Source organism: Priestia sp. 179-F W1.4 NHS (assembly GCF_045369295.1).
GTDB classification, from domain to species: domain Bacteria; phylum Bacillota; class Bacilli; order Bacillales; family Bacillaceae_H; genus Priestia; species Priestia zanthoxyli.
In genome coordinates this window covers 760,760-772,506 of the sequence record NZ_JBIQFF010000002.1, presented here as the reverse complement: position 1 = coordinate 772,506, position 11,747 = coordinate 760,760, and the positions used below count along the sequence as shown (strand labels likewise).

Annotated in this window: 13 protein-coding genes; 8 read left to right on the top strand and 5 right to left on the bottom strand. The window is 37.7% G+C overall.

The window, feature by feature from the left end; genetic code table 11:
• Positions 1–3 precede the first annotated feature (3 nt).
• Both ACH0CI_RS14435 and ACH0CI_RS14430 read left to right on the top strand, forming a co-directional pair.
• The gene (locus tag ACH0CI_RS14435; RefSeq protein WP_013055697.1) at positions 4–231 is read left to right on the top strand and encodes a helix-turn-helix domain-containing protein; all 228 of its coding nucleotides are present in this window, start codon (positions 4–6) and stop codon (positions 229–231) included.
• A gap of 377 nt (positions 232–608) precedes the next feature.
• Positions 609–2,141 (top strand): diguanylate cyclase domain-containing protein, encoded by a 1,533-nt coding sequence (locus ACH0CI_RS14430; protein ID WP_406901706.1) that lies wholly within the window; start codon positions 609–611, stop codon positions 2,139–2,141.
• A gap of 28 nt (positions 2,142–2,169) precedes the next feature.
• On the opposite strand, the gene ACH0CI_RS14425 is transcribed toward ACH0CI_RS14430, so the two are convergent.
• The 5 genes from ACH0CI_RS14425 to ACH0CI_RS14405 form a co-directional block, all read right to left on the bottom strand.
• Positions 2,170–2,343, bottom strand: a complete 174-nt coding sequence (locus ACH0CI_RS14425; protein WP_013055701.1) for a twin-arginine translocase TatA/TatE family subunit — start codon at positions 2,341–2,343, stop codon at positions 2,170–2,172.
• 73 nt (positions 2,344–2,416) lie between these two features.
• Positions 2,417–2,731 (bottom strand): DMT family transporter, encoded by a 315-nt coding sequence (locus ACH0CI_RS14420; protein ID WP_033578200.1) that lies wholly within the window; start codon positions 2,729–2,731, stop codon positions 2,417–2,419.
• A gap of 1 nt (position 2,732) precedes the next feature.
• The gene (sugE, locus tag ACH0CI_RS14415) at positions 2,733–3,074 is read right to left on the bottom strand and encodes a quaternary ammonium compound efflux SMR transporter SugE (RefSeq protein WP_028412237.1); all 342 of its coding nucleotides are present in this window, start codon (positions 3,072–3,074) and stop codon (positions 2,733–2,735) included.
• A 42-nt stretch (positions 3,075–3,116) separates the two neighbouring features.
• Complete coding sequence (locus ACH0CI_RS14410) at positions 3,117–3,707, bottom strand: TetR/AcrR family transcriptional regulator (RefSeq protein WP_074678884.1); 591 nt, start codon at positions 3,705–3,707, stop codon at positions 3,117–3,119.
• 84 nt (positions 3,708–3,791) lie between these two features.
• The gene (locus tag ACH0CI_RS14405; RefSeq protein ID WP_406901705.1) at positions 3,792–4,445 is read right to left on the bottom strand and encodes a hypothetical protein; all 654 of its coding nucleotides are present in this window, start codon (positions 4,443–4,445) and stop codon (positions 3,792–3,794) included.
• 908 nt (positions 4,446–5,353) lie between these two features.
• Here ACH0CI_RS14405 and pgsB point away from each other — a divergent pair.
• From pgsB to ACH0CI_RS14375, 6 genes are all read left to right on the top strand, one after another.
• The gene (pgsB, locus tag ACH0CI_RS14400; protein ID WP_014461310.1) at positions 5,354–6,535 is read left to right on the top strand and encodes a poly-gamma-glutamate synthase PgsB; all 1,182 of its coding nucleotides are present in this window, start codon (positions 5,354–5,356) and stop codon (positions 6,533–6,535) included.
• 16 nt (positions 6,536–6,551) lie between these two features.
• Positions 6,552–7,001: a poly-gamma-glutamate biosynthesis protein PgsC gene (pgsC, locus tag ACH0CI_RS14395; protein ID WP_013055707.1), complete on the top strand. Its 450-nt coding sequence runs from the start codon at positions 6,552–6,554 to the stop codon at positions 6,999–7,001.
• Between the two features lie 40 nt (positions 7,002–7,041).
• Positions 7,042–8,238 (top strand): CapA family protein, encoded by a 1,197-nt coding sequence (locus tag ACH0CI_RS14390; RefSeq protein WP_335708415.1) that lies wholly within the window; start codon positions 7,042–7,044, stop codon positions 8,236–8,238.
• Between the two features lie 29 nt (positions 8,239–8,267).
• Positions 8,268–9,830, top strand: coding sequence for a gamma-glutamyltransferase family protein (locus ACH0CI_RS14385; RefSeq protein WP_406901704.1), 1,563 nt, complete (start codon positions 8,268–8,270; stop codon positions 9,828–9,830).
• A 20-nt stretch (positions 9,831–9,850) separates the two neighbouring features.
• The gene (locus ACH0CI_RS14380; protein WP_014461308.1) at positions 9,851–10,054 is read left to right on the top strand and encodes a CapE family protein; all 204 of its coding nucleotides are present in this window, start codon (positions 9,851–9,853) and stop codon (positions 10,052–10,054) included.
• Positions 10,055–10,177: 123 nt separating this feature from the next.
• A complete protein-coding gene (locus tag ACH0CI_RS14375) occupies positions 10,178–11,740 on the top strand; it encodes a gamma-glutamyltransferase family protein (protein WP_034269815.1) in 1,563 nt (520 codons plus the stop codon).
• Positions 11,741–11,747 lie beyond the last annotated feature (7 nt).

Below are 11,747 nucleotides of genomic sequence, written 5' to 3'. Positions count from 1 at the left end.
GAAATGGAAACTCTATATGAGCTTGTAAATAAAGTGAAAGCTGGAGATGAAGAGGCGTCAAGGCGTTTATTAAAAAAGCTGGAACCAAAACTAAATAAAGCTGTCCAAAGCTTTTCACTGCATGAGAGAGAAGACGTAAAGCAAGATTTAAAGATTAAAATTCTTTCCGCTGTTAAGACGTTTGATTTTTCCAAAACGCCAGGGCTTTGGGAATTTTTACGCCATAAATAAAAAAGAGCGCTCGTTGTATCGACGCTCTTTTTTTTATTTTTGCTGCATTTCGACTACGTACCTTTCAGTGAAAAATACAAAAAATAGAAAATGGATAAATATTTTAAAAAAGGTAAAAGGTGATGTGTACACATAGAGTTTAGTAGTATACTAACAAGTAGAATTTCTTGTAGAAAAGGAAGATAAACACTCTTTATATAGTTAGAATGGTCGGCAACAAATAGAGTATAGAACAGTTTTATTTAATGAAGGAAAAAAATGATAGTACTGTTCGATAAATCAAACAGTACTAGTTATAAAAAAGCAGCTGTAAACAATATGTAAGCTAAGAAGCCTATTGTTTTTGTTTTAGCTTTTGGAAAGAGGTGAAGAATAGAGTGAGTCAACTTCTCTTTAATATCACGTTAATTATTTCTTTCTTGTTTGCTGCGAGTATAGTTCGAGAGCAAATCATTTATAGAGTAGAAGGAATAAAACGGTATAAAATGTATCGCTTAATTTATTACGGATGTTCTTATGGACTATTAGGCAGCATTTTAATGATATATACAATTAAAATAGATTCTACTATTATTCTTGACCTTCGCTTTTTAGCGGTGACAATTGTTTGTCTTTATGCAGGAATGATACCGGCTATCATTGCAGCTTGTATTATAGGAGTAATGCGTTTGCTTTTATTTGGAATTACGGAAAGCGGAATAATAGGCGCTGCTACAATTATCGTAATGGCTTTACTGTCTGGGTGGACGGTTCGCTTACCTTATCGTCCATTTATTCGTTTTCAATTAATGAATTCTATTAGCTTGCTTTGCGTATTTTTCTCATTGTCCTTTCTTTTTAAAGATATGAAGCACGCCGCTGCGACTATCGTCTATTTACTCCCTGCTTCCTTTATAGGCGGGTGTTTAGTGTATCTAGCAGGTAGATATATATATGTATCTCGCGTAACGACAAGTCAGCATAAAAAACTGTCTAAAATGTTTTCGGTTATGGTTCAAAATGCAAAGACAGGTACCATGATTGAAACGCCAAAGCGCGAAGTAGCCGTTATTAATCAAACTTTTTGTGACATGTTTGATATACCCGGGCCTCCTGATCAATACGTTGGACTGGAAAGTAATCAGCTGTTTTTATCTCACGCTCCTATGTTAAAAGATCCCGCTAGATTTTTAAAAACGGTAGAAAGCACCGTTTATTCAAAAGAGTCAATAGTAGATGAAGAAATTACGTTTATTAACGGTAAAATTTATGCGCGTGACTATATTCCAATCTATGAAGGTCATGTGTATATTGGCCACTATTGGGAATATCGAGATATTACGGAGAAAAAGAAGGCTGAGTGTGATCTTCGCAAAGCTAATAAAAAGCTTGAAATGCTGTCTATGAAAGATGGCTTAACGGGTCTGAACAACCGCCGATCTCTTGATAAACAGCTGGAAATCGAGTGGGAATACGCACGGAAAGAAAAAGAGCCGCTTTCTTTTCTTTTATTTGATATTGATTATTTTAAAGCGTATAACGATACGTATGGCCATATTCAAGGAGACGAATGCTTAAAAGAAGTAGCGAATATCGCTAAAAGCGTTGTCTTTGACGAATCGGTTTTTGTCGCAAGATACGGAGGAGAAGAGTTTGGTATATTGCTTCCTCGAGCTAATCAATATGAAGCGATAAAAATGGCAGAAGCTATTAGACAGCAAGTGGAGGACCGTGGAATTGTCCATCAAGCTTCTGAAGTGTTTAAGTGCGTCACTATCAGCGTTGGAATAATGACAGTCGTTCCATCCGAAAACATACGACCCATTTCAATTGTTCATCAAGCAGATCAGGCTTTATATGAAGCAAAGCGTACGGGTCGAAATCGAATTTCAGTATATTCCCACCACAAAGAAGCTGACTCAAACGTTTGAGTCAGCTTTTAAAAGAGATATAAGCCTCTTATTTAGGAGGGGCTTTTTCTTTTTCGTCTTCTTCCATAATTCCTTTTGTAGCGTTTTTAAACTCTTTTAACGTTTTTCCAGCAGCTTTTCCTAATTCCGGCAGTTTCTTTGGACCAAAAAGCAATAGAGCGACAAATACAATTAAGGCAATTTCTCCAAACCCAAGGTTCATTGTCATCGTCTCCTATTTTTTGAAAGTGTTTACAAGTTTAGTATAGCACGAAAAGAGGGGAAGTAGTACACCCTTATCCAGTGATTTTAAGGCCGATTACACCTGCTACAATACAAAAAATAAATAGAATTCGACGCATATCTTTTGCTTCGCGAAAGAAAAGCATGCCGAGAAGTACACTTCCGGCAGCGCCTACTCCCGTCCATATACCGTAAGCTGTTCCAAGAGGTATTTCCTTTAACGCTAAGGAGAGAAGATAAAAACTTCCTGCACCGAAAAGGATAAATCCAATTGAAGGAAGCAATCGCTTAAATCCATCCGAAAGTTTTAAGAAAATCACAAATCCCACTTCGCAGAAACCGGCAGCTATTAATGCAATCCAGGCCATGTTAAGATTCCTCTCTTTCTGTTTCTTCAGTAGAAATTAACTTTAAACCGATAATTCCAAAAATCATTAATCCTAAAAATAAAATCTTTCCAATATTTACGCCTTCGTCTAAAACGGTCATACCGAGTATCGCTGTACCAGCAGCTCCTATACCAGTAAACACTGCATAAGCTGTTCCCACAGCAATTTTTTTTAAGGCATTTGAAAAGAAATAAAAGCTGATGACAATTGTGACGATCGTAATGATTGTTGGAGTTAATTCAGTAAATCCGTGTGAATATTTTAAGCCGATTGCCCATACAATCTCGAGCAAACCAGCGATAATAAGGTAAATCCAAGCCATTTTAATTCCTCCTTACATAATAATAAGCCCTTTTTACAGGGCCTATTTAGCGCGTATGCCTTCCCAAAATATTGTCCAAGCATCGTGGATTTTTTGATCATAATACTCTGGTTCATAGTAAAAGCGCTGAATGAACAGTCCGTCGGTTAAACAATAAAAGCTATTGATATACAAATCAATCGGACGTTCAATTATTTCGCCTTCAGCCATTCCCTGTGTAAAAATAGCATGCAGAATTTGATCAGACAATCGTTCGCTTCTTAAGAAAATAGCTTTTACTTCCGACTGCAAATGCTCAGGTGGAAACAAAATAAGACGACGGTACATCTGGCCAAAAGAATCTTTTTCAATCATCGTGCAGAAATCTACAACAAAGCAGTGAAGCTGTTCTTTAGCAGACTTTGTTTTATGCTGTTCGTATATAACAGATAACTTTGTTAAAAATAAATTCATTAAATCATGCACGGTTAGTAAAAATAAATCGTCTTTGTTCTTAAAATGAGCGTACAGGGAAGGTTTTTTTATGCCTACTTTTGATGAGATATCAGCAAGCGATGTTTCTGTATAGCCTTTTTCTCCAAAGAGCTCCATTGCGGCAGCTCTAATTTTTTCTACAGTTGGTAATTCACTCAAAAAAAGCTCCTCCTCAATCTAACTAACGGTCGTTAGGTAAAAGATATCAAATATAAAAAAAAGAAGCAAGGGAATCGCTTCTTTTTAATGTATTTTTACTAAATGACGCTGAGTTAAAAATAAAGAAAAGATAAAAATAAGCTCAAACGTATTTGTTACGGCTGTGCTTGGTATAGGAATTGACACGGTACTTCCTACAATCATCACGGCTACTCCAATCATCATGCTGCTCCACCTGGTCTTGCGAAATAAAGAAATTCCAACAAAAAGCAAAATAATCGCCACAATAAGAACCATAAGAGGGGGACCGGATGATCCCACTAATGTATAGCGAACAATGCCATATTCACGTACAACTTCCATGCGCTTAGTAATTGTCTCGATTATTTCATAGCTAATTAAGGCAAACGTAGTCAGCAAGAAAAGAATGCCGGCAACAGGTTTTTTAGCCCATGTGATCGTCGAGTATTTCGCTACGCCATACGCAAAGAGCACCAAAGTAGGGGTAAATAAAGCGTGAAACCAAAAGCGAAGGGTGCTGAGTGAACGTAAAGTATCGCCTTCACCGATAAATGAACCAATCCCAATCATTACATTATCGTAAATTAGTCCAGCTATTACTAAAGGAAGAAAAAGCATGTAAAACGGCGAAGTGTTTTTTCGTACTACATATATGCTAAAGAAAAACAGGACAATGTAGCAAAAAGAAAATAGAAAATAAAGGATTGTATCAACCATTGTTTTCCTCCTTTTGATGATACTTCTTCTTTTTATGATAACATCATATGCCAAAAAAGTGAGAAATCATGCATTTTTCTAGGCAATCTTAACGGACAAAAGATGCCTTTATCGGTAGAAAGATTCAGAAAATATTGAAATAAAAATAGGAAAAGAGGCCATAGTCAAGAGATTTAGATTTACTGAATTGATTATTAAATAAAGGGAATCTATAAAATAACAACAAAAGCACTAGGTACATATGGAGTCTAAATGCTTATAAAATTAGAAAAAAATATTTAATGTACTTTCTATTTAAGTAAGTTAAATGTAAGCAGAAAATGATAAATAAATGTATTTTTTTTACTTTTATATCTATCTATCATCCTCACAAGTACGGTTGTTAGACAAATTCAATTGGTATATCCATAAAAAGGAATTAATGGGATAAACTATTTTTTATTCCACCTTTATATTACAAAACGTTTTCTAAAGTTAAGAAATTTTTAATTACGTAATATTTCCGTGTGTTAATTGTAAGAGTGATGTATAAAATATTCCTGTTGTTATGGTAAAAAAAGGTATCGATGGGATTTTTCTAGGTAAATAAACTTTAGACCTATTCTGTAAATTTTAAATAAAACGATGAGTTTTTAATCCTGTAAATAGACAATCGGAATTGTAAGAATATATAACATTTGAGCTATTGACCACTAATGAGCGCAGATGATAGTTTTAGAGCTGTTGAAATTGGTACTCGAGTCCATTTTTCAAAGCAGGTGTTTCAGCAGCATGCTAGCGCTGTTAATTGATTAGCTCCCATACATATATAAAGGGAGTGAAACTATGAAATCGTATATCTATCATTATGAATCAAAAGCATTCATAACGTATCCAACAGGAGAAGTTTGGAAGGAGAAGAATGAAACATGATCTTAATTATCCTATGCTGCCTATTTTTAGTAGGGTATGGCGTTTGGGAGTATCGCAGACATTTACGCAAGCTGCATTCAATTCCTGTACGAGTGAATGTTAATGGTATTCGCGGAAAATCCACCGTTACACGATTGATTACAGGTATTGTAAAAGAAGCAGGTTACAAAACAGTAGGGAAAACGACAGGAACACAAGCGCGTATGATCTACTGGCATACAAGTGAAGAAGAACCAATTATTCGTCGTAAAGAAGGTCCGAACATTGGAGAACAGCGACGAGTGGTAAATGAAGTTGCCGATATTGGCGCAGAAGCTCTTATTTGTGAATGTATGGCGGTACAGCCTGATTATCAAATCACATTCCAAAATCAGCTGATTCAAGCCAAGGTAGGCGTTATTGTAAACGTACTAGAAGATCACATGGACGTAATGGGTCCAACTCTAGATGAAGTTGCTCAAGCGTTCACTGCTACTATTCCTTATGATGGCCACCTTGTTACAATTGAAGGTCCATATTTGGAATATTATAAAAAAATAGCTGCAGAGCGCAACACAAAGGTTATTGTAGCTGACAATGATAAAGTATCTGAAGCGTATTTACGTGAATTTGATTATATGGTTTTCCCTGATAATGCTTCCATCGGTTTAGCAGTAGCAGAAGCACTTGGCATCGATGCTGAAACAGCGATGAGAGGAATGTTAAATGCCCAGCCTGACCCAGGAGCTATGAGAATTACAACGTTTGGCGATGAAAAAAATCCAGCATTTTTAGTGAATGGATTTGCTGCCAACGACGCTTCTTCCACGCTTCGTATTTGGGAACGTGTAGATTCAATGAATTATAGTGAAAAGCTTCCTATTGTCATTATGAACTGCCGTCCGGACCGTGTAGATCGCACGGAGCAATTTGCTGAAGATGTAATGCCATACATTGAAGCGGATGTAATGATTGCAATTGGTCAGACGACCTCACCAATCGCTGCTGCACACCAAAGAGGCGAATTGCCAACAAAAGAATTCTGGGATATGGAAGGCGCTTCTACAGAAGAAATTTTAGAGCGCATGAAGCCTTATTTAAAAGATCGTATCGTATACGGTGTCGGAAATATCCACGGTTCAGCCGAGCCGCTTGTTGAAGCTATTATTGAAATGAAAAAGATGAGAAAAGCAGTTTAATCTAGGAGGCCATTTCATGTTCGGATCAGATTTATATATTGCCCTTGTGTTAGGGGTTACACTAAGCTTAATTTTTACAGAAAAAACGGGCGTATTGCCAGCCGGTCTTATCGTACCGGGGTATTTAGCTCTTGTATTTGATCAGCCAATTACCATTTTAATGATTTTCTTAATTAGTATTTTAACGTATGTTATCGTCGTGTACGGAATCTCAAAAGTAGTTATTTTATATGGACGTCGCAAATTTACAGCGATGTTAATTACGGGTATTGTGATTAAAGTTGCATTTGATTATTTCTTCCCGATCTTGCCGTTTGAAGTGTTTGAATTACGCGGAATTGGTATCATTGTACCGGGCTTAATTGCAAATACAATGCAAAAGCAAGGTCTTCCTTTAACAGTTGGAACAACGGTTTTATTAAGTGGTGTAACATTTGGAATTATGCAAGTTTATTATTTATTTTAATACACAAACAAACCGCAGCTGGTAAAGGAAGGTGAAAGCGTTGAAAGAGAAAAAATTAAACTTTCAAGAAAAAGTATTGATGTTTATAAAGAAAACAAAGCCTACAACGGGCAAGCAAGCTCTTATCTTAACGCCAATTTTAATCGTAATTTTAGCTCTTTCAGGATGGATGGAGCGTTCGGACGCTCTTGAAAACCCTGAGACGGCTAATCCAGAGGCCAATAATGATTTAACGATGACTATGGTCGGAGACATTATGATGGGTCGCCATGTAAGAGAAGTAACTGAACGCTACGGAGAAGATTTTGTATTCCGCAACGTGGAGCCGTTCTTTAAAAATTCGGATTACGTAAGCGGGAACTACGAAACGCCGATTTTAACAAACGACGTAGATTCATATAAAGCAATGGAAAAAGGTATTCATTTATATAGTAAGCCTGCTGATCTAGCGACCGTTAAAAATGCGGGTTTCGACGTATTAAACTTAGCGAACAACCATTCAATGGACTACAGTGCAAAAGGGTTAGAAGATACGATCTCTACTTTTGAAGCAAACAAATTAGATTTTGTTGGTGCTGGCCGTAACTCTGAAGAAGCAAAGCATATTTCATATAAAGATGCTGACGGCATCCGCATTGCAACCGTAGGGTTTACGGATGTACATTCAGACGGAATGTCCGCTGGAAAAAACAACCCAGGTATTTTAAAAGCAGATCCGGATCTTATTTTCAGCACGATCCAGCAAGCGAAAGCAAATGCTGATTTAGTTGTAGTAAATGCCCACTGGGGTGAAGAATACGATGCACAGCCAAGTCCTCGTCAAGAAGGACTAGCAAAAGCGATGGTAGACGCTGGTGCGGACATTATCATCGGTCACCATCCGCACGTTCTACAGTCATATGACGTATATAAAGGTTCGGTTATTTTCTATAGCCTAGGAAACTTTATCTTTGACCAAGGGTGGTCAAGTACAAAAAATACAGCGATGGTTCAGTATCATTTAAACAAGCAGGGCCAAGCTAAAATTGATGTTATTCCAATGGTTATTAAAGCAGGTACACCAACTCCAACAGATAACCCTTGGCGCATGAAGCGTATTTATAACGATTTAAACAAGTTTTCTTCAAACCCTGAACTGTTAGAAAAAGAACGAAACAAGTTTGAATTAAACTTAGATCATTCTCGCATTATAAAACATGCAGAGGAGCGCAAAAAGAAAGAAACACAAGCTAACTAATAGCCCGTCATACACAGAGGAGGTAAAAGATGATAAATAAACGTAATACGATTATTGTTTCCATTGTCATCTTTTCACTCATAGTAGGTGTATGTGTTTATCAATTTATGTTTCCAAAACAAGAATATGCAGTAAGTACTTCAGATCCTCGCGCCACAAAAGTAGGTATGGAAATTCTTAAACAAGGCGGTACAGCAGTTGATGCAGCCATTGCCATTTCCTACACGCTTGGTGTTGTGGAACCGTACGGATCAGGACTTGGGGGAGGCGGCGGAATGCTGATTGATCCAGCAGATGCCTCTCCAACATTTATTGACTACCGAGAAATTGCACCTAAGAATGATAAAGAAGATGAGATTGGCGTACCAGGGTTCGTCGCTGGTATGGATTATATTCAGCACCACTACGGATCTCTGTCGATGAGCAAACTAATCGACCCGGCCATTAACTATGCCGAGAAGGGGTACAAAGTGGACAAAGATTTGCACGATAGGCTGCTTTCATACAAAGGTAATGTGAATGAAGATGAAATTCCTAGCTTTTACCCAGATAAAGACGCCATTAACCCAGGTGAAATTGTCAAACAGCATGAATTAGCGAACACGCTGCAAAAGATTAAGGAAGAAGGGCCAAATGCTTTTTATAGAGGGGAAATTGCAGACGATATTACAGAAGAAACGAAAGTAAGTCACAAAGACTTGCGAAAGTATGCGCCTGTTGAGCGCAAACCTCTATCAACTAATTATAAAGGTCATCAAATTATTTCAGCACCTCCTCCTTTTGCTGGTGCTACGCTCATTCAAATGTTAAAAATGACGGATCAAGAAGATATTTGGAAGCTCAAGGAATCGCATCCTAGTCTTTATTATCATTTTCTTGGTCAAATTTCAAAAGTAGCTTATCAAGACCGCTTGAAGAAAATTGCCGATCCGGCTTTTATAAAAGAAACGCCAAATGATTGGATCGACGATCACTACGTGCATTTACTTCGTAATAAATTAAATAATACTGAAACAGATCACACCAAAGTAAGCGACGTCGAAGAACATGAAAGTACCACTCATTTTGTTGTGATGGACGGTGACGGAACCGTTGTATCGACAACGAATACGCTGAGTAATTTCTTCGGCAGCGGTGAATATGTAGATGGATTCTTTTTGAATAATACGCTCAATACGTTTGGACAAGGAATTAACAAGCGTGAACCTGGTAAGCGTCCAAGAACATTTACAGCCCCTACCATTATTCGTGAAGGTGATGAATGGGTAATGTCGATTGGCACACCGGGAGGAAATCGTATTCCGCAAGTGTTAACGCAAGTAATTGGGGATTATTTTGAGGACAAAGATTCCATTAAAAAGGCAGTAGAAAACAAGCGTGTGATTTTTGATTCTCATAAGTTTTATTCAGAAGCTAAGCTTAAACAGTCAACTAAAGATGGTTTAAAAACGTACGGCTATGACTTGAAAAACAATGATAACGCGATGTTTTACGGAGGCGTTCAAGCTCTTGTGAAAGACTTAAAGAAAAATCAAATTCAAGGTGACGCTGATCCGCGCCGCCACGGTTTATGGGAAAAAAGTACAGACTAATTTAATTGGAGGAATAGAAAATGATCGCAAAACGTATCGTAGGGATTGTAGGACCAATTGCTATTGTAGCAGGAGTAGTAGCAGGACTTGGAGCTTTAAAACATCCGGCTACTCTTTCAACAGATGAACAGCAAAAAATTGAAAATAACGTAAAAATGATTGAACAAACAAAATCTGCTGCTACAGATGCAGTAAATGATGCTGCAGCAGCTTCTGGGAAATAAAACATATATAGTAATAAAAAGGCATCGTCCGGGGCGATGTCTTTTTTGTGTGCAATTTAATGTATGGATAAAAATGAAAGCGCTTCACAAAATATACATATGAGTAAAAATGGAGGGGAATGTGTGAATAAAAAATTACTGTTATTTAATATTGTTGCTGTTTTGTTGTTAATCGGGGTTATAGCCGCTTTTTTTATGACTCAATCGAGTACAGATCTTAGTCCTAAAAAGCTGCTTAAAAAAAATAATGATCATTCTTATGGTGTGAGTTCATCGAATTCTCTGGCAGCAAATGTAGGGATGGACGTATTAAAAGAAGGCGGGAATGCAGTAGATGCGGCCATTGCTATTTCGTATGCCCTCAACGTAGTCGAACCTTTTGGATCCGGAATTGGCGGAGGTGGAGGTATGCTGATTGCCAAAAAAGATCAGCCTGCTACCTTTATCGATTACCGGGAAACCGCTCCAACTTCTATGAGCGGTAAAAACGGCGTGCCGGGATTTGTGGCTGGCATGGAATATATTCAGCAGAAGTATGGCACAAAATCAATGAGTGATTTAATTCAGCCGGCCGTTGAATACGCTGAAAAAGGGTTTGAAGTAGACTCTCTTTTATCTTCGCGATTGTATTATTCTAGAGGAAGGATGGATGTGGATGATCTATCTGCTTTTTATCCAAAGGGAGAAGCAATCGAAGAAGGAGAAACGCTGTCCCAGCCAGTGTTGGCTAAAACGTTAATTAAGATTCAGCGAGAAGGTGCATCTGCATTTTATAAAGGAGATTTGGCACAAGATCTTGCTGATGCAACGCCTATTTCTAAAAAAGACCTATCTTCCTATCAAGTGACAGAAACCAAGCCTGTCGTTTCTGCTTACAATGGAACGGAAGTGATTTCAGCGCCTCCGCCTTTTTCCGGGATTACACTGATTCAAATGTTAAAAATGGCAGAGAAAGAAAATCTTGAAACAATGCCTGACAAAGACTATTACGAAACGATGAACAGAATTAAAAAAGCAGCTTACTCCGACCGGTTAAAACAAATCGGCGATCCTGACTTTCATAATCAAAACTCAAGTGAGTTAGTTAGTGATGATTATATAACAAACCTGGTCAATCACCCGACAAGTTCTTCAGGTGAAGGGGATGAAGAACACGAAAGTACAACACATTTTGTAGTTATTGATTCAGAAGGAACCGTCGTATCAACAACCAATACGTTAAGTAACTTCTTTGGTACAGGTGAACAAGTTGACGGTTTTTTTCTTAATAACAATGCTGATACGTTTGGAAGCAAAGAACCGAATAATCGTGAGCCAGGAAAAAGAGCAAGAACCTTTACAGCTCCAACTATTATAAGAGAAAAAGGCGAGTGGGCGATGGGAATAGGTTCTCCTGGCGGAACACGGATTCCTCAAATTTTAACTCAGGTACTTTCTAAAAATCTTGAAGGAAATGAACCGCTTCAAGAAGCTGTAAATGAACCGCGATTTATTTTTGACGATTCGACTATTTATATAGAGCCTGATTTAGATACAAAAAATATCCCTTCTGCGTTTCGGATAGAAACAAAGGAAAGCGACGTCTTTTATGGAGGTATCCAAGCGTTAACCATTAATTTTCAAGATAAACAAATGGAAGGGGCGGGAGACCCTAGAAGAAATGGAGTTTGGAAAACAGGAGATTAACGAAGTA